Annotated in this window: 18 protein-coding genes; 12 read left to right on the top strand and 6 right to left on the bottom strand. The window is 38.1% G+C overall.

Features of this window, described 5'->3' with window-relative positions; genetic code table 11:
- Window positions 1–43: 43 nt before the first annotated feature.
- The 3 genes from H7U19_RS06075 to xrtF are packed head-to-tail and all read right to left on the bottom strand — an operon-like array spanning window position 44 to window position 1,476.
- Complete coding sequence (locus H7U19_RS06075) at window positions 44–445, bottom strand: HYC_CC_PP family protein (RefSeq protein ID WP_186560179.1); 402 nt, start codon at window positions 443–445, stop codon at window positions 44–46.
- A 58-nt stretch (window positions 446–503) separates the two neighbouring features.
- Complete coding sequence (locus tag H7U19_RS06080) at window positions 504–932, bottom strand: exosortase F system-associated membrane protein (RefSeq protein ID WP_186560181.1); 429 nt, start codon at window positions 930–932, stop codon at window positions 504–506.
- Window positions 925–1,476 (bottom strand): exosortase family protein XrtF, encoded by a 552-nt coding sequence (xrtF, locus tag H7U19_RS06085; RefSeq protein ID WP_186560183.1) that lies wholly within the window; start codon window positions 1,474–1,476, stop codon window positions 925–927. The genes H7U19_RS06080 and xrtF overlap by 8 nt, the downstream gene beginning before the upstream one ends.
- Window positions 1,477–1,540: 64 nt before the next feature.
- Here xrtF and H7U19_RS06090 point away from each other — a divergent pair, with 64 nt between their 5' ends.
- The 9 genes from H7U19_RS06090 (at window position 1,541) to H7U19_RS06130 (ending at window position 12,786) form a co-directional block, all read left to right on the top strand.
- Window positions 1,541–2,002 carry a GAF domain-containing protein gene (locus H7U19_RS06090; RefSeq protein WP_186561502.1) on the top strand — a complete coding sequence of 154 codons (462 nt, stop codon included), beginning with the start codon at window positions 1,541–1,543 and terminating at the stop codon, window positions 2,000–2,002.
- Between the two features lie 254 nt (window positions 2,003–2,256).
- Window positions 2,257–3,789 (top strand): bifunctional phosphoribosylaminoimidazolecarboxamide formyltransferase/IMP cyclohydrolase, encoded by a 1,533-nt coding sequence (gene purH / locus H7U19_RS06095; protein ID WP_186560185.1) that lies wholly within the window; start codon window positions 2,257–2,259, stop codon window positions 3,787–3,789.
- A 266-nt stretch (window positions 3,790–4,055) separates the two neighbouring features.
- Entirely contained in the window at window positions 4,056–5,084 is a 1,029-nt protein-coding gene (locus tag H7U19_RS06100) for a rod shape-determining protein (protein WP_186560187.1), read from the top strand.
- A 20-nt stretch (window positions 5,085–5,104) separates the two neighbouring features.
- Window positions 5,105–5,923: a rod shape-determining protein MreC gene (gene mreC / locus H7U19_RS06105; RefSeq protein ID WP_186560189.1), complete on the top strand. Its 819-nt coding sequence runs from the start codon at window positions 5,105–5,107 to the stop codon at window positions 5,921–5,923.
- Entirely contained in the window at window positions 5,916–6,422 is a 507-nt protein-coding gene (locus H7U19_RS06110) for a rod shape-determining protein MreD (protein WP_186560191.1), read from the top strand. The genes mreC and H7U19_RS06110 overlap by 8 nt, the downstream gene beginning before the upstream one ends.
- Window positions 6,419–8,362: a penicillin-binding protein 2 gene (gene mrdA, locus H7U19_RS06115; protein WP_186560193.1), complete on the top strand. Its 1,944-nt coding sequence runs from the start codon at window positions 6,419–6,421 to the stop codon at window positions 8,360–8,362. Before H7U19_RS06110 ends, mrdA begins: the two co-directional genes overlap by 4 nt.
- Window positions 8,355–9,632: a rod shape-determining protein RodA gene (gene rodA, locus H7U19_RS06120; protein ID WP_186560195.1), complete on the top strand. Its 1,278-nt coding sequence runs from the start codon at window positions 8,355–8,357 to the stop codon at window positions 9,630–9,632. Before mrdA ends, rodA begins: the two co-directional genes overlap by 8 nt.
- A 126-nt stretch (window positions 9,633–9,758) precedes the next feature.
- Window positions 9,759–10,388, top strand: a complete 630-nt coding sequence (gene def / locus H7U19_RS06125) for a peptide deformylase (RefSeq protein ID WP_186560197.1) — start codon at window positions 9,759–9,761, stop codon at window positions 10,386–10,388.
- A 112-nt stretch (window positions 10,389–10,500) separates the two neighbouring features.
- The gene (locus H7U19_RS06130; RefSeq protein WP_186560199.1) at window positions 10,501–12,786 is read left to right on the top strand and encodes a hypothetical protein; all 2,286 of its coding nucleotides are present in this window, start codon (window positions 10,501–10,503) and stop codon (window positions 12,784–12,786) included.
- A gap of 162 nt (window positions 12,787–12,948) precedes the next feature.
- Here the strand turns inward: H7U19_RS06130 and H7U19_RS06135 are convergent, their stop codons facing one another.
- The 3 genes from H7U19_RS06135 to H7U19_RS06145 all read right to left on the bottom strand — a co-directional run bounded on the left by H7U19_RS06135 (window position 12,949) and on the right by H7U19_RS06145 (window position 15,499).
- Complete coding sequence (locus tag H7U19_RS06135) at window positions 12,949–14,028, bottom strand: hypothetical protein (protein WP_186560200.1); 1,080 nt, start codon at window positions 14,026–14,028, stop codon at window positions 12,949–12,951.
- A 135-nt stretch (window positions 14,029–14,163) separates the two neighbouring features.
- The gene (locus tag H7U19_RS06140; RefSeq protein WP_186560202.1) at window positions 14,164–14,937 is read right to left on the bottom strand and encodes a hypothetical protein; all 774 of its coding nucleotides are present in this window, start codon (window positions 14,935–14,937) and stop codon (window positions 14,164–14,166) included.
- Window positions 14,924–15,499: an RNA polymerase sigma factor gene (locus H7U19_RS06145; RefSeq protein WP_246454653.1), complete on the bottom strand. Its 576-nt coding sequence runs from the start codon at window positions 15,497–15,499 to the stop codon at window positions 14,924–14,926. The genes H7U19_RS06140 and H7U19_RS06145 overlap by 14 nt, the downstream gene beginning before the upstream one ends.
- 239 nt (window positions 15,500–15,738) lie before the next feature.
- On the opposite strand from H7U19_RS06145, the gene H7U19_RS06150 reads away from it, so the two are divergent.
- Genes H7U19_RS06150 through H7U19_RS06160 form a run of 3 tightly spaced genes read left to right on the top strand, consistent with a single transcriptional unit; the run spans window position 15,739 to window position 19,110 of the window.
- The gene (locus H7U19_RS06150; protein ID WP_186560204.1) at window positions 15,739–17,181 is read left to right on the top strand and encodes a circularly permuted type 2 ATP-grasp protein; all 1,443 of its coding nucleotides are present in this window, start codon (window positions 15,739–15,741) and stop codon (window positions 17,179–17,181) included.
- Between the two features lie 10 nt (window positions 17,182–17,191).
- Window positions 17,192–18,115, top strand: coding sequence for an alpha-E domain-containing protein (locus H7U19_RS06155; RefSeq protein WP_186560206.1), 924 nt, complete (start codon window positions 17,192–17,194; stop codon window positions 18,113–18,115).
- A gap of 8 nt (window positions 18,116–18,123) precedes the next feature.
- Complete coding sequence (locus tag H7U19_RS06160; protein ID WP_186560208.1) at window positions 18,124–19,110, top strand: transglutaminase family protein; 987 nt, start codon at window positions 18,124–18,126, stop codon at window positions 19,108–19,110.
- Window positions 19,111–19,135 lie beyond the last annotated feature (25 nt).

Genomic DNA, 19,135 nt, shown 5'->3' on the forward strand with positions numbered 1-19,135 from the left:
TCCAATCTTACTTGGACGAGATTCCCGCGTACGCGGGAAGTAATCAAATCAAAAAAACCTGGTCTAACACCTGAATGTCGTGGACCAAATTGGGTGGTGAGTAATCTTTATGGGGGATGACCTGCCTTGGCAGGCTTTCAAAAAGATTGATATAAAATTGGGTGAATGCAACCAAGAATTGTTGCTGTTCTATCTCTAAATCTTCAAATAAAGTGATTTTGAGTTCGTCCTGTCCTTCAACAATATCGACTTCGTCTTTACAACAGGATTTTTTTTGAGCCATTGCCATGGCCTCCATACCACATTTTTCAGCTTCAGCAAACACGGAAGCATCCACTAAAACATCACCGCAATAGTGCTTTTCAATAGTAAAGGATACCGTTGAAAACAGCACTAAAAAAGAGAGTGCAACTGAAAATAACTTATGTGCAATGGTTTGAATCATCGGTGCAAATTTACAAAAATTGGATTTTAACCTTTAATGTTTATCAAATCCTTAACACTCAGGATTTCAGCTTATGGTAATAAAATGCCGGTAACAGCAGTATCAAAATAATGGGTTGAATCAAAAAACGGCGTACGTTAAAAAACAGGTAGTAGTCTTCTTGCCGTGGGTTTACCACAAAATACAAGTAAATGGCCATCAACACCACAAAGGCAATACTATAAATTATCCCAGAGAATTTCACAATACTTTTATCTTTAAATACCACGAACAAAATAGCTAACGAAATCAGTGTATTCAAAGCAAAGCGCAATGTGGTAAAACCCACCAGTTTTGCAACTTCCCTCCTAGGACTGTCAATGTACAGGTAGTCATTTTGAAAAAATTTCAAATAGGGGTCGTAAAACAATGCGTCTTCAAAAAAGCGGATTAAAACCAGTAACCCCACCAGCAAAATTAGCCCTATAAATTTCATCGGTTTACGCATGTTTTCGATTTAATTTTGAAAACCGATTCACCCAAAAAATCCAAAGTAAAAACACCATGCCGTAAATTATCGCTGGGAAGATTACAGTATGGAGCACATCTTCATATTGGGGGTAATGGTAAAGCCCAATGGTCAACAGTACAATGCGAATCAAATTCACCACATAAATCAGAACGCTACCCGAAAGGATGTAAAAAAAAGTAGTTTTTAATTGCCCCGAAAATGCTACAATAAAGGACAAAAACAGAATGATGACACTTATGGAATTACAACCCTCAACCACCCTTGCCAAATAGTTGCCATTGAGCATCACTTTTAAGGAAGGTTCATCCGCGTGAGGGAGTAATTGGGCTTGGTAACCAAAATTGTTTAACAAAACTTCGGTTTGTAATCCCACTAAATTTGTAAAATAATCGGGGTAGAATTTTGAGCCATCCGAATATTGCAAGTAAAATTTATAAATGACCGCACAGGCAATATACACCACCAAAAAGGTCAAAATAAATTTGATGACCGACCTGTATTTTATGAAAAGTGCTTTCAAGTATTTTAATTGTGAAGATCGAAATTACGCCTTTTTAAATACTTTTGCCAAAATTCTTGACCATATGATTTTTGAAACCCTAAAACCTCAAGTACTTGCCATTGTTGAAAACCAAAAACAATCTGTAGATGAACGTTTATTGGCCATCTGCAAATTACTGGAAACCCATGTGGACTACTACAACTGGGTAGGCTTTTATTTTCGGAATGGCAACAAGGAAGAGTTAGTTTTAGGCCCTTATGTTGGCCCACCTACGGACCACACGGTTATTCCTTTTGGAAAAGGTATTTGTGGACAAGTGGCCGTGAGCAACCAAAATTTTGTGGTGCCTGACGTTTCGGCTCAGGACAATTATATAGCCTGTAGTATTTCGGTGAAATCTGAAATTGTTATTCCGATTTTTGTGGACGGTAAAAACATTGGGCAAATTGATATTGATTCCGAAACTCCTGACCCCTTCACGGAAGATGATGAGCGGTTCTTAGAATTTGTCTGCGGGAAAGTATCTGAGTTACTTGAACCCTAAAATCATAGACCATTATTCATTTTTTTTCGAGTCTTGACCAACTTTAAACCTTGAACTTTAAACTTGGAACTTTTAAGTGTTAACAACTTCCCTTTTTCGTTAAAAAAAGCCAATCTTTTTGCAGATTTCCCAATTGAAATTCTAAAGGAAATAACTACTTTTGCACTTTATTAAAAAATCAGAGGTAACTCCCTGAAAAACAATAACTATTTGGTTCCTTTCAAAAGGAATATAAAACATTTTATTACAACAACATGAGCAACGAAAAACGTATCAAATCGGCATTAATTTCTGTATTTAGCAAGGACGGTTTAGCGCCTATTGTAAAAGAATTGGATAAACAAGGGGTTACCATTTATTCTACCGGTGGTACAGAAAAATTCATAAACGATTTGGGCGTAGGTGTGGTTCCCGTTGAGGACGTTACCTCCTACCCTTCCATTTTGGGTGGTCGCGTGAAAACATTGCACCCAAAGGTGTTCGGCGGTATTTTGAACAGACAAAACCACGATGGGGATGTTGCTGAATTGGCTGAATACGAAATTCCTCAAATTGATATAGTGATTGTGGATTTATATCCGTTTGAAAAAACTGTTGCATCGGGTGCTAGCAATCAGGATATTATCGAAAAAATCGATATCGGTGGTATTTCTTTAATTCGAGCAGCAGCAAAAAATTATGCGGATGTGATTTGTGTGTCTTCCGTTGATGATTACGCTGAATTTTTAGAATTGATTTCTGAAAACGATGGCACCATTTCGGAAGAAGACAGAAAGCGTTTTGCGGCTAAAGCTTTTAACGTGTCGTCTCACTATGATTCTGCGATTTTCAATTATTTCAATCAGAGTAATGAAGAAACAGTTTTAAAAATCAGTGAAAGCAACGGCAAGGTGTTGCGTTACGGTGAAAACCCACATCAAAAAGGGTTTTTCTTTGGAAACTTTGACGAATTATTTACTAAACTTCACGGCAAAGAATTAAGTTACAACAACCTTTTGGACGTGGACGCGGCGGTTAATTTGATGTTGGAGTTTAAAAATGACGCACCAACTTTTGCCATTTTAAAACACAACAACGCTTGTGGTTTGGCGCAAAGGGACACCCTACACCAAGCTTATGTGGATGCGCTTGCCGGCGACCCGATTTCTGCTTTTGGTGGTGTATTAATCAGTAATACTGAAATTGATTTGGCCACTGCCGAAGAGATTCACAAGTTATTCTGTGAAGTTGTGATTGCACCTTCTTTTTCAGCTAAAGCTTTGGAAATTCTTAAAGGCAAGAAGAATAGAATTTTGCTACAAATCCACGATGTAGAAATGCCTCAAACCAACGTCAGAAGCTGTTTGAATGGTATTTTGGTTCAGGATAGAAATAACATTACCGATAAAGCCGAAGATTTAAAAACGGTAACCAGTATTGCCCCAACAGATGCCCAAATAGACGATTTACTTTTCGCTTCAAAAATCTGTAAGCATACCAAATCCAACACCATTGTTTTAGCTAAAAACAAACAATTGTGCGCTAGTGGCACAGGACAGACCAGCCGTGTGGATGCTTTGCAACAAGCTATTCATAAAGCAGGAACTTTTGATTTTGATTTAAACGGTGCGGTGATGGCCAGTGATGCGTTTTTCCCGTTCCCGGATTGTGTCGAAATTGCCGATAAAGCTGGCATAACCGCTGTAATCCAACCAGGAGGTTCCATTAAAGACCAATTGAGCATCGATTATTGTAATGAAAATGATGTGGCCATGGTAATGACGGGCACTCGCCATTTTAAACACTAATTTATTAGGACTGGATTAAAATGTTAACCACTAACGGCTCATAAAAAGCCGAAGTTCCGCGTTAGGGATTGAACGTCCCGATAGCTATCGGGAGTGGGTAACGCCCAAATAATAAATTACAACATCCAAACATCGACGAACGACGTATAAATCAAAGTTGCATTGATTTAAAAAAGATTTTGAAGCCCCGAATAACTTATATATTTATGAAGTTTTATTACATTTACGGGATTCGTTTTTAAACCGCCAAAAATTATTAATAGCACATGGGATTTTTTGACTTCCTAACTGAAGATATAGCCATAGATTTAGGTACCGCAAACACATTAATTATCCATAATGACAAGGTTGTTGTGGATGCACCGTCCATTGTGGCCCGCGACAGGGTTTCAGGAAAAATTATTGCTGTGGGTCAAGAAGCTAGTTTGATGCAGGGAAAAACCCATGAAAATATTAAAACCATTCGTCCTTTGAAGGACGGCGTAATTGCCGATTTTGATGCTTCAGAGCAGATGATCAGTATGTTTATCAAAAACATTCCTGCCTTAAAAAAGAAGTTTTTCGCACCGGCCTTACGTATGGTAATTTGTATTCCATCAGGTATTACGGAAGTGGAAATGCGTGCGGTTAAGGAAAGTGCCGAGCGTGTGAATGGCAAGGAGGTATATTTGATTCACGAGCCTATGGCGGCGGCTATCGGTATTGGCGTGGATATCATGCAACCGAAAGGAAATATGGTGGTGGACATCGGTGGTGGCACAACTGAAATCGCCGTGATTGCCTTAGGGGGTATTGTTTGTGACAAATCTGTTAAAATAGCGGGTGATGTGTTTACCAACGACATTGTGTATTATATGCGAACGCAACACAATTTGTATGTGGGCGAGCGCACTGCAGAAAAAATAAAAATCCAAATTGGTGCAGCCACTGAAGATTTAGAATTACCACCTGAAGATATGAGTGTTCAAGGTCGGGATTTGTTGACCGGAAAGCCAAAACAGGTCTCTATATCTTTCCGAGAGATTGCAAAAGCTTTGGATAAATCCATTTTACGTATCGAAGATGCCGTAATGGAAACCTTATCCCAAACACCACCAGAATTGGCTGCGGATATTTACAATACAGGAATTTATTTAGCTGGTGGAGGTTCCATGCTACGCGGACTGGACAAACGTTTATCACAAAAAACGGACTTACCGGTTTACATCGCTGAAGACCCATTGAGAGCAGTGGTTCGCGGTACCGGAATTACACTAAAAAACTTACCGAAATACAAAAGTGTATTGATAAAATAGGGCAACAACAGCCGTAACCCATGCAGCAGATTATAAATTTTATAATACGGAACAAAAACTTTTTATTGTTCGCGTTGCTCTTTGGGATTTCCCTGATTTTCACTATCCAATCGCATTCATACCACAGAAGTAAGTTTATCAATTCGGCCAATTTTTTAACCGGCGGTATTTATAATTCGGTGAACAATGTGAGCTCCTATTTCAACTTAAAATCTCAAAACCAGTTATTGGCTGAAGAAAATAATAGATTGAATGCTCGTCTCTTCAACCAAAATATGGAATCGGATTCCATTCCAACGGATAGCAGTTCGACTTTAAAATATAAGTTTACGCCAGCTAATATTATACGAAACAGTTATGCCTCAAGTTCTAATTTCTTGTTATTGAACAAAGGTAAAAACGACAGCATTCAGGAAGATTTTGGGGTTATTTCGTCCTTGGGACTGGTTGGAATTATTGATCACACCTCTGGCAATTACGCCACAGTTATCTCGATTTTGAATACCAGTAGCCAGATTAGTGCACAGTTGCAGAAGACGAATCATTTTGGTACACTGAAATGGGATGGCAAATCCCCAGAAATTGTGCAATTAATCGATATCCCAAAGGCGGCCACTTTCACAAATGGCGACACGATTGTGACTTCAGGGCGCTCCTCTATTTTCCCAAAAGGCATTCTTGTTGGTACGGTTGAAAATTCAAAACTGGATGTTGCCGAAAATTTCTATGAAATTAATGTGCGATTGTTCAATGACATGACCAATCTGGAACACGTTTACATTATTGAAAATAAGGATAGGGAAGAAATTGAAAACCTTTTGAACACCGCAGATGAATAGCTTGGTTACGGCACATATCATCCGATTTGTCCTGCTTGTACTCTTTCAAGGGATACTGTTTAACCATATAAACTTTTTGGGGTATATCAACCCCTTTGCTTACATCCTGTTCATCATCTTTTTCCCGGTGAAAAACAATCGGTTAGCCTTTATTTTTATAAGTTTCATTTTAGGGCTCACCATTGATATGTTTACCGATTCCGGGGGCATTCATGCGGCGGCCTCGGTGACTATTGCATACATCAGACCCGTCTTTTTAAAGTTTGCCTTTGGCTCCATGTACGAGCACCAAAACATAAAGTTTGACAATACCGACTTTAGCGCCAAAGTGGTATACATCGCCATCTTGACGATTCTGCATCACATTATCCTGTTTTCATTGGAAATTTTTAATATTTCCAACATACTATCCATCCTTCAAAAAACGTTATTCTCTGGAATATTTACTATCTTAATGATTGTACTGTTATCCATCATTTTTAGTCGAAAAACCAAATGAGGCAACTCTTACTTTTTTTATTGGTCATTTTATGCGGTTTTACCTTTATAGGGCGATTGTTCTATCTGCAGATTTATAAGGGCAGTTCCAGCAACCTCTATGAGGATAATGCCATCAGAAAGGTATTTGATTTGCCCAAACGGGGCTTTGTTTATGATAGGAACGGCAAACTTTTGGTGTCCAATCAGCCCTCCTATGACGTGATGGTGATCCCCCGTGAAGTGGAACCTTTAGATACTTTGGAATTCTGCAGGCTGCTGAAAATTTCAAAAGAAGATTTCATTAAAAAATACAACAAGGCACGTCATTATTCACCCCGTTTGGAATCCGTTTTTGTATCGCACTTATCCAAAGAAGACTATGCTGTATTGCAAGAAAAAATGCGAAAATACAAAGGGTTTTATATCCAGAAACGTTCGTTGCGACATTATGAAACCACGATTGGGGCGAATGTTTTAGGTGATATTGGGGAAGTAAACAATCGTATTATTAAGAAAGACCCATATTACCGAATGGGCGATTTGATTGGCAAACAGGGTATCGAGGCTTCTTACGAAAAAACCTTGCGCGGTGTAAAAGGCATAAAATTCATTCAAAAGGACAGGTTCAATCGGGATATTGGGCCATATAAAGATGGTAAGTTTGACACCATTCCAGAGCAGGGAAAGGACATTACCATCACCATTGATGCCACATTACAGGAGTACGGCGAACTACTGATGAAAAACAAACGCGGTGGTGTAATTGCATTAGAACCTTCCTCGGGCGAAATTTTAGCGATGGTGGCGGCCCCAACCTACGACCCCAACATTTTGGTGGGACGAGAGCGTTCGAAAAATTTCAACAGGTTATTGCGGGATTCTATTGCCAATCCTTTATTCAACAGAAGTATTCAAGGTGTTTATGAACCTGGCTCTCCTTTTAAATTAATGAATGCTTTGATTGGTCTTCAGGAAGGTGTAATCACGCCAAATGAAACCGTAACTTGCTATATGGGGTACAGATACGGCAACCGTATTATGAAATGCCACTGCAATTACGGCACACGAAACAACCTTATTGGAGGTATTCAACGCTCGTGCAATGCTTATTTTGCAACCACTTACAGAAAGATTCTGGACAAAAATGGCAACGCCTCCGAAGGCATCGATACTTGGAGCAAACACGCACAAAGCTTTGGTTTGGGCAACTTTTTGAATAACGATTTATACGTCGGCCAAAAAGGGAGAATTCCTGACAGGGATTATTATAAGCGTATTTACCCAAAAACGTTTTATTCCACTTATACGATTTCCAATGCCATCGGCCAGGGAGAAGTAGCTACTACTCCGATTCAATTGGCAAATATGGCGGCCGCAATTGCCAATAGAGGGTATTACTATACGCCTCATGTTATTAAAAAAATCGAAGGCGAAATCCTCCCGGAGAATTTTACGAAACCAAAACGAACAACAATTGACAGAGCGCATTTCGAGCCTGTAATTGAAGGCATGCTTCAGGTTTACAAAAAAGGGACGGCAGCTTCCCTTCAGGTGAAAGACATTGAGATTTGTGGAAAAACAGGAACGGTGGAGAATTTTGCAATTATTGATAGTTTGAAAACACAGCTGACCGACCACTCTATTTTTGTGGCCTTCGCACCCAAAGACGACCCTAAAATTGCTATTGCGGTATTTGTGGAAAACGGGTATTGGGGTAGCCGATTTGCGGGCAAAGTAGCCAGTTTAATGATTGAAAAGCATATCAAAGGCTATATCACTAGAACCGACCTTGAAGACTGGTTATTGAGACATTCGCTTGAGGACGAATATGCCAAACCTTATTCTGGAGAGCCTTTTAGAATCAATGGGGAAACGAAGCTACAGCTTGTGGACGACAAAGAATACCATCGCCTAAAGAAAGAATTGAAACGACTGAACGCAACTACGGAACATGGTTAGGGAAACAAACAAATATTTTAAATTCGATTGGGTAACCATTGTTTTGTTTTTGCTTCTGACCGGTTTTGGATGGCTTAATATTTTATCGGCATCACATACAGGGGCAACCGTCAACTATTTTGATTTCTCACAACCTTTCGGAAAGCAATTGATTTTTATTTTCCTTACGTTCATTTTGATTATACTGCTACTTGCTATTGATGCTAAGTTTTATGAGCGCTTTTCAAGTATTATTTATATCGCTTCCATGCTGTCCTTGGTAGGCTTGTTCCTCTTCGGAAAAACTGTAAACGGGGCAACTTCTTGGTACGCCATCGGGAGTTTTACTCTTCAACCCAGCGAATTTGCGAAGGCTGCTACAGTTCTGGCTGTGTCGAAATACGTCAGTGATTTAAATACCAACATCAACAATTTTGGTGACCAACTGCGCACCTTTGCTATCATACTGATTCCGGCCCTATTGGTATTGCTTCAAAATGACACAGGAAGCACTGTCGTTTATGGAGCATTCTTTTTTGTACTATACCGTGAAGGATTACCAAAGATCTACCTCATCATAGGCGTATTAGTTGTATTGCTTTCTGTTTTGGCTTTAAAATTTGGAGCCATTATTACGACTATAATTGCAACCGTAATTACATTAGTTTTAAGGTTTTTCAATAAAAGAAAGCTGTCGATTTTACAATCGGCATTTGTTATTATTTTAAGTGCTTTACTGTGTTTTGGTGTACAATTCTTTTACAAGGACGTTTTAAAACCGCATCAGCAGGACCGAATTAGCTTATGGCTGCGTTTGGAAAAAGATCCTCAAAAACTGGAGGAAATGAAGCGCACATTTGCATACAACCTCAACGAATCAGAAAAGGCCATTAGTTCGGGCGGATTTACCGGTAAAGGCTTTTTGGAAGGCACGCGCACCACAGGAAAATTTGTGCCAGAACAGCATACGGATTATATTTTTAGTACCGTTGGCGAGGAATGGGGCTTCTTGGGGAGTACCTTCGTGGTTGTACTTTTTGTGTTGCTATTGTTGCGTATTCTGCATTTAGCCGAACTTCAAAAATCACAGTTTAGTCGCGTGTATGGTTATGGGGTAGCCTCCATTATTTTTATGCATTTTATGATTAATATCGGAATGGTGATGGGCCTGATTCCTACTATTGGTATTCCTTTGCCTATGTTTAGTTATGGTGGTTCGGGACTCTGGGCATTTACCATTTTACTATTTATTTTTATTAAATTGGATTCCAATCGCATCAACGAATGGTGAGTCGATAATCGACATTAGATTATCTCACTCGGACGGGAATTGACACGTAATGTCATGTTGAGCCCTTCGACTGTGCTCAAAATGACAAGTGCGTATTTTTTAGTTACAATAGTTACATCATTACTTATGAATAGAATTGTAATAATTGCCTTAATTGGACTTTTTTTTGTTGGATGCTCAGGTTCGAAAAACCTGAAATCGGATGGGTTTTCTTCGGAGGAAAAAGGACTCATTTTGAAGGCCGATAGTTTGAAACCCATGCGTGTTTATAAAATCACCAATACAAGCGATTCCCTGTTATTACGCAAAAAAAGCACCTATATCAAACCCGACCCGAAAAATAAAACACTTCAACAATTTGTAAAACGGTTGTATGCCACCGTAACCGATAGCCTGTCGTTGGGCGTGGGTATTGCTGCGCCACAAGTCGGTGTTTTAAAAAACATCATATGGGTACAGCGTTTGGATAAGGATAACTTACCTTTTGAAGTATACCTCAACCCCAAAATCGTTAAATATTCTGAGGGGACGCAAACCGTTAGGGAAGGCTGTTTATCAATCCCTGATAGAAGTGAAACCCTCAACAGTCGCTCGCAAAACATTAAAATTGAGTACTACACCATGAAGGGCGAGCACCAATCCGAAACTGTGGAAGGCTTTACCGCCGTAATCTTTCAGCATGAAATTGACCATTTAAATGGGATTTTGTATTTGGACCATTTAGAACGGGAGATGAAAACTTCCAATTTGAAATAGAAAGACAACTTGACTTTGTAGAAATTTTCCGCTAACTTCGCCTAACAGACGATAAAGTTCATTAAAACGCAACTCTATCTTAGTGTTACATGCAAGCCAAAAAAAATCTTCAATGGAAATCAATAAAAGATTAAATTACATTTTAGTATGTCTCTATTTTGTTTCTTGTGTACTCCATTCACAAGTTAATAGAAATGTCATAGATACTATGGCAGATAATTTCCAAAAATTAACAGACAACCAATCCTTAGATAATATTTACCTTCAAACAAGCAAGGATATTTATGAAACCGAAGACGACTTATGGTCCAAAGCCTATATTTTAGATGCAGAACATCTTATTCCTTCTCAAAAAAGTAAAACACTTTACGTACAGTTAATTAATAAAGAAACACAACAAGCCGTTTGGGAAGAAAAATATGAAATAGAAAATGGCTTTGTTGATGGGCATATTTATATTCAAAATTCATTAAAAACAGGACAGTACGTTCTTGTCGCTTATAGCGAACATTCATACTTTGAAAACCAAAAAGCACTTTATGCACTTAAAAAAGTTCACATTGTTAAAAATATAAAAGAATATATCAAAGCTACTTCCATTAAAAATGATACCATATCTCAATTTTCATTATTTCCAGAAGGGGGTTATTTAGTTTCTGGTTTAGAAAACAAACTTGCATTTAAAGCTATAAACAATGAAGGACTACCTGTAGAATTTTCAGGAACTTTATACGAGAACAGTTTACCCATTTTTAATATTAAGAGCGCGCATGCAGGAATGGGAAGTTTAAATTTTACACCAAAAAAAGCAAACACTTATTATATCAAACTATCTGAGTCTGATAAAAAATATCAATTACCTAAAATTAAAACTACGGGAAAAACACTAGGTTTAACAGAAAGCACAAGAGATTTTTTAACCTTTAAAATATCTCAAAGTAAAAACCAAAAACCAGAAACTATATACTTAAGGCTACAGATAAGAGGTGTTATTTACAGTATAGCATCTGCTAAATTAAATGAAGAAATAATTGTAAAAATGCCTTTAGAAGATGTGCCTCAGGGCATTGCAGAAGCAACCCTCTTTAATTCTGATTTAAAACCAATTGCTGAACGATTAGTTTATGTAAAACAGGATCAAAAATTAAACATAAAAACAATTTTAGATAAAAGTGAATATGAAACCCGAGAAAAAGTAACCTTAAAAATAATAACTACTAATGAGAACGGAGAACCCGTTATGGCACATTTAGGTTTAAGTGTTTACGACAAAGTTTATCAAAATAAATTTGAACCAAAAAATATACTCACCCACTATCAACTATCTACGCAATTATATGGAAATATTTATAACCCGATTTATTATTTTAATGAAGATAACAAAAATAGATACGAAGCTTTAAATCTACTACTGCTCACACAAGGGTGGAGACGGTACGTATGGAATGAAGACAACTTAAAAGAAAACAAAAAACTAAGAAAAAAGATACTTTCAGACACCATTATTGGTAAGGTTCGATTAGCAAAAATAAAGAAGCAACCAGAAATACAAGGACAACAACTTGTAGCGTACTTTGCCCCAGAATCTCCAAAGGAGCAGGATACTTTCGAGACAGATTCCATGGGGGTTTTTACCATAAATTATAAACATTTAAAAGCGACAGAAAAGGGTTATTTTTATTTGAAACCGTTAACACCAAAAAAACCTAAATATGTTATTGATATTACAGATACTTCATTTAATATTATTGATAAGAATAATGAAGCAGTGACAACAAATTATCCGTTTCCAAAATTAATTGAAGAAAAATTTGAATATGTAAGACCACCATTAATTGTATCGGATGACGTTAATAAGCTTGACGAGGTTGTCGTTTCAGCAAAGAAAAAGCAGGTGTTCAGAGATAAGTTTTTAAGCTCTTTGGCCAATTCACTACCATCTCCAGATTATGTCTGTGGCTATGGTTTATTAAATTGTGTAAATTGTATAAGTAATAATCAACGATTCAAAATTAGAAAACCTATTGATGGTGAGACATACATAGCTGAGGATAGACGAAGTAAAATTATATACAGAAAAAACAATAATCTAAACTATACAGAAGAAGAAGTTCTAGAAAAGTTCAATCTAAAAATAATAAAAGGGTACTACGGTAAACGAGAATTCTACCAGCCTATTTATAATAATGAAACTATAAATGACCCTTTCCCTGATTACAGAAATACCGTGTTTTGGAAACCAGATATAATTACTAATGCAAAAGGCGTAGCTAGAATAGAGTTTTATTGCTCTGATATAAATACTATTTTTACAGGAACTATTGAGGGAATTGGTGGTACTGGCTTACTTGGTGCTGAAGGTTTTAATTTTAAAGTATATAAAAGAGAAATTAAATAAAAGCCTGTGTAACACCTTTTAAAAATAATTTCCTGGTTCTTGGCTCCCTGAAAAAAACCTGAAAGATTTTCATCTGGCTCGTTTCATTTTTGGCAAGTTTGCTACTTAATTAGGCAACTATTCTTATACGCACGGTTAAACGAAACAACCCAAAATCGAGCCTCAATCCATATCAAATCGTACCCCTACCGAAATATTATTCTGGTCAATCATTTGGTCTTTAAAAATGGGGGATAAATCATATTTTACGTAAAGGGCAGTGTCTCCAAAGGCAATATAACCGCTAAGGCCGTACACAAAATTACTGGTATTAAAACTACGTTTTTCTTTGTCCTTTATCCTTTGACCATCCAATTCGTATTTTAGTTTTTGGCGCGTCCCAATATTAAATCCGGCGTAGCCCCCTAACCCAATTTTAAATTGGCTGTGAGTGGAATACCTAAAATAGGTATCCTTTTCAATCTTTTTGGAAGGCCCAAATTCAAAATGTACTGGAAAGACCAAATTGCTTATCGTCAGTTTGGATTTATCCAAGTTTTCTTGAAACTCTTCCAATCGGGTAGTATTGCCATCCATCACAAAATACTGGTTGTTGTCCGGTTTTAGTCCATTGATCTGCACGGACGCCCCGTATTTAAATCTCATAAAATTGGTGTTTTGAAACACACGGGTGCGCCAGGCCCACCCGATTTCAAAGAAGCGGGAACCTCCAATTTTATAGGGCGTATCGTCAAAACTTTGCCCATCAATAATGGCATTGTTAAACCCAAGCGCCAATACAAAATCGCTTTCTGTGCGTCGGTCATACTTCTTCGGTTTATTTTCCTTTTTGATTTTGAATCCGGCAAAACTACCTTCGTCATTGCCAATGCTAATGCCTACCTTATCCATATCTTCTTCATTAACGATAACGTAGCCCTCGTCATTCCTTTCTAAAAGCGCAATTTTGTTAGATAAAATTGCTGTACGGTTTTCAATATTCAATGCCCGCTTTTTCGCCACTTTCATTTTTAGATCGCTGGCTTCCTCGGCAGTGATTTCACCCTTTTCCAATCGCAAATTTATGGCTTCTACCTCCAGCTTTAAATACTCCTTTTCCTCTGCTTCAATTTGGGCTTTTGTTGTTTTTAGAATTTTGATGCGCTCGGCATTCGGTGTTGCGGGAATACTATCCTGTGCGTTGATGAGGTGCACGCTTAAACTTAAAATTAATAGAATAGAATACTTAATAATGGTTTGCATAACTGTTCGTTTTCGCCCACACTGGGCTTTGATTAATGATGAATTTATTTTGATTGATGATGAATTTTGTTGTCTAAAACTATTATGAGATTCCTGCTTTCACTTCGACTCCTCTCAGCGACCGCACAGGAATTACTAATCATTTCGATGGGCTATGGCTGTTTTTACAGAGCCATAGCTTTTCTTGAGGGTTTCAAATACTTTATCCCTAAAGGATTTATCCAGTTCGAATTCCACTTCCTGCAAGAGCAGGGCGACATCTACGACAGCTTTGTTCTCCCCCTTCATTCTGTCCAGAAGTATTTCACGTTGCGCCACCTTCAGCAACGAATCAATATTCTCGCTGGTAACACCGGAATCGGTTTCACTTAAATTAAAAATGGCATCTGCCACCTCCTGCACTTTTTTAGTTTCAAAAGTTAAGGCCTCGGCATTTTTAATGGGTATAACTTCTTTTTCCAGTTCCTCCTTTTGAACGGTCTCTTCTTGAGCGATCTGCACCGAAGCTTCCTTTGGCACTAGTAATTGTTCCTTAGATTGACTCCGAATCCTTTGCTTGGAGCCCACTTGTTTTTGAACTGGAACTTCAGTTTCAACAGCAACTGTGCTTTTTTCAGCATTCACTAACTCAACATCCTGCTCCTTCTTGGGTTCAATAACACTATCCTTAGTATCCACAATCACAGGTGACTGCTGTTCCGTTTCCCTATTGAAAAATTGAAATGCAACAAATAATAGTCCTACAACACTGGCGGCCACGGCAAACCACCAAATGCCCTTGGACTTTTGGGTTTCGCCGTCTGCTTCATCCAATTGCGCCGACAGTTTTTCCCAAGCATCTTCGGAAGGTTTAATTGTACGCTGGTCCAACTTATCTTTAAAATCGTCTTCAAATTTAATGGGTGCCATAGTTTGTTTTATTTACTATTTTTATCTGTTCCTGAAGCATCTTTCGTGCTTTAAACAATTGTGATTTTGAGGTGCCCTCACTAATATTGAGTGCATCGGCAATCTCATGATGCTTATACCCTTCAACGGCATACATCATAAATACGACGCGATAGCCTTCGGGCAAATCATCGATAAGCTTTTGAATGTCGTTGACTTCCAAATCAGTTTGAATACTAGCACTATTATCGCTCGAACTCACATCTGCGTCGGATAAAAACTCAACCTGTTTTTTATATCTGAGATATGAAATGGACTCCCGCACCATTATCCGTCTTATCCAACCTCCAAAACTGCCTTTGCCCTTAAAGCTTTTCAAATTTTTAAAGACTTTGAAAAACCCGTTCAACATCGCTTCCTCGGCCTGATGAATATCCTTGATATAGTAGCGACAAACACTCAACATTTTTGGAGCATGCATTTCAAAAAGCACGCGTTGTGCCTCGCGATTGTGCTTTATCGCTTTATTTATCAATGCACTTTCGTTTTTATGCAGTGGTATAACCTTCAACAAGGATTTCATTTAGTGTTCTATGTATTAAGACGCAAAAAGTTTGAAAAGGGTTGCCTGTTATTTTATTTTTTAAAGTAAATGATTTCTGTAGACTTTTTAAAGATTCACATTTTATCAAAATTATTTTACTGAAAAATCATTTTTATTCAACGAATTAAATATTTTGATAATTTATTTTTATTAGAATAGTTAAATTTTTGAAAACAATTTAGCAATACCTATCTTTGAGAAGCAAGATTATCCAGTGTATGCACAATTCTCCGCTTTTTTCTTCATATGATTTCCTCAAGGATACTTGGGACGAAATGTATACCAACGACGCCAAACTCAGGTTGCAATACCAAACTATTATCGATTACCTGAAAAAAACGCCGATTGATGAACTAAGGAAAAAAGAGGACCTATCAAAAACCCTTTTTATGAATCAGGGTGTTACATTTACCGTGTACAGCGATAAAAAAGGCATCGAAAAAATATTTCCCTTCGATATCTTGCCCCGTATTATTACCCACGACGAGTGGGCCAAAATTGAAAAGGGCATCAAACAGCGCCTAATTGCCCTAAACCTTTTTATCAAGGATATTTACCACGATCAATTTATTTTGAAGGACAAAGTTATCCCTTCTGAATTGATTTATTCCTGTCCGTACTTTTTAAGGGAAATGAAGGATTTGGCGCCTCCGTTTGATATTTACACGCATATTTCGGGGATAGACCTGATACGAAACAATGATGGCGAATTTTATGTTTTGGAGGATAATCTGAGAACCCCTTCTGGGGTGAGCTATATGCTGGAAAACAGAGAAATTTCTAAACGGATTTTCCCGGGGGTGTTGCCACAAAACAATGTGCTGTCGGTATCTAACTATCCCGATTTACTATATAAAAAATTACAAGGTTGCAGTAATCAGAGCAACCCCAACGTGGTACTGCTAACACCAGGTATTTATAACTCCGCTTATTACGAGCATACTACCCTCGCAAGAATGATGGGCATTGAGCTTGTTGAAGGTACAGATTTGGTGGTGAACAACCATTTTGTGTACATGAAGACGACAAATGGCCTAAAAAGGGTAGATGTGATTTACAGACGGGTGGATGATGATTTTTTAGACCCCTTGGAGTTTAATCCCAATAGTGTTTTGGGCGTTGCCGGAATCATGTCGGCCTACCGAAAAGGTAATGTTACCATTGTGAATGCTCCCGGTACCGGGGTGGCGGACGACAAGGCCATTTACATATTCGTTCCGGATATGATTCGGTATTATTTAAATGAGGAGCCTATCTTGAAGAACATTGAAACATATCAACTGGGCAAGCCTGATGAATTGGAGCATGTTAAAAAGAACATCTCCAAAATGGTAATTAAAAAAACAGACGGCAGTGGCGGTTACGGTATGCTCATGGGGCACGAAGCCAGCGAAAAAGAAGTTGCGGATTACTTCAAAGTTGTAAAACAAAATCCTTCGGCATTTATCGCCCAGCCCATTTTAAGGCTGTCCACCGCCCCGTGTTTTATTGATGGAACTTTATCCCCACGTTGTGTGGATTTAAGGCCTTTTGCGCTTTATGGCCCAGATGGCATTGATATTTGTCCAGGCGGGCTGACACGGGTGGCACTTAAAAAAGGCTCCTTGGTGGTCAATAGTTCGCAGGGGGGAGGCAGTAAGGACACGTGGGTAATCAAATAACAGAATCAGTATGCTAAGCAGGGTTGCAAATAATTTGCTTTGGATGAACCGTTATATGGAACGCGGTTATGGCATCATTAGGTTGCTTAAGGTTAACTTTTACGCCAATCAGGATTCACCAGAGTTGTTTTGTTGGTCGCCAATTATCAAAAATTATACGGATGCTAGCAATACATTTTCTACCGAAAACACCATTGAATGTATCGATTTTATGGTATTCAATCTGGATAACCCTAATTCAATAATCAACTTGGTTACAAAATCCAGGGAAAATGCCAGAAGCGCGCAGGAGCACATCCCACGGGAATTGTGGCTGGGTTTAAATAGCTACTTTTTATATTTGACAGATCAAAACCTGCCCAACAGGCTGTACACCGAAGACCCTTTAGACTTGCTGGACAGTCTTTTAAACTATCACCTGCTTCACTATGGCAATATAGACATCACCCAAGAACGCGGTGCGGCCTATTATTTTATGAATGTTGGGAAATTTTTAGAACGTGTTACTCTTATTTCCGATTTAACATCTATGAAGCTCAGGGAAATTGAGAAAACTTCTGACGAATTGGAACGTAGCTCCCATTGGAAAAATCTTTTGCTATCCATTGGGGCATCTCAGTTGTTTTTGAAAAAATACAAATCTTCGTTTCAAAAGGATTTGGTAATCAAAACCGTTTTTCAGGAGGAACTATTCCCAAAATCCATGTATTACTGCATCAATAAATTAAGCCGTCATATCCAGGAGCTTATCCGTATGAAGGAATTGGAAGGCTATGAAATGGAATTTTTAATAGGAAAGTTGGAAAGCACGGTAAAATACACTACTATTGATAGTATCAACGAGCAGGGTCTGGATAATTTTATCGAAAGCATTAAAGCGGACATTAGAAATATTTCCGTGACCATAAACAAGGTTTATTTTTCTAAATACTAAGGGTTAGCATGTCGTTATACTATATTAAGCATATCACTAAGTATGATTATAGCGGATACGTGTATGATGGTGCCAATCAGATAAGGCTATACCCTTTGAACAATGAATTTCAAAAGGTAAATTGGCAAAGGATTACCATAAATGGTAACCCCGATGTTCATAATTATCAGGATTTTTATTCGAATAAAGTAGGTTCGTTTTCTTTAGTAGAACCGCATAGTAACCTTTCCATTGTTTCGGATATTGAAGTAGAAACTTTTCCTATTGTGTTTCCAATGGACTCAAAGCCAGTTTCGGAACAATGGCAGGAGCTGGAATCCATAAAGTTTGATACGCAATTTATGGATTACCTAAAGTACATAACTTTTGATGGCACTAAGGAAATCTTTGAAATGATACAAACTAAAGATCTTTCTCAATTATCACCATATAAGATTGCCCTTGAATTTTGCGAATTTATTTACACTAATTTTAAATACCATCAAGGGATTACCAATGTAGATTCTAAACTAGACCATGTTTGGGCACTTCGGGCAGGCGTTTGTCAGGACTTTACTAATATTTTATTGCAGATGATGCGGATGCTTGGTATTCCTGCGCGCTATGTTAGTGGGTACATTTGTCCGGGTGGATCAAAAACCCGCGGTGAAGGCGCCACCCACGCCTGGATTGAGGTGTTTATCCCTTTTTATGGCTGGCTGGGACTAGACCCTACCAATAATTTGATAGCTTCGGACCACCATGTAAAACTAGCCGTTGGCAAAAACTACAAAGATTGCGCACCCATAAAAGGTGTCTATAAAGGATTGGTAAAAGACACCCTTTTCGTAAAAGTGCACATCAGTACAACAAAAACATTCGAGGAAGAAATTACTGTGTCTCCATATGACGTGGAGAAGTCGAAAACAGAGGAAAAACCAAAACAGAAAAACAGCTACCGGCAACATTTGGAGTTCATCCAACAACAGCAACAGCAACAATCCTATTTTGATTGATTGTAATTAATGAAATATTTTAGGA

This window comes from Hyunsoonleella aquatilis (genome assembly GCF_014270105.1).
Classification (GTDB): Bacteria; Bacteroidota; Bacteroidia; order Flavobacteriales; family Flavobacteriaceae; genus Jejuia; species Jejuia aquatilis.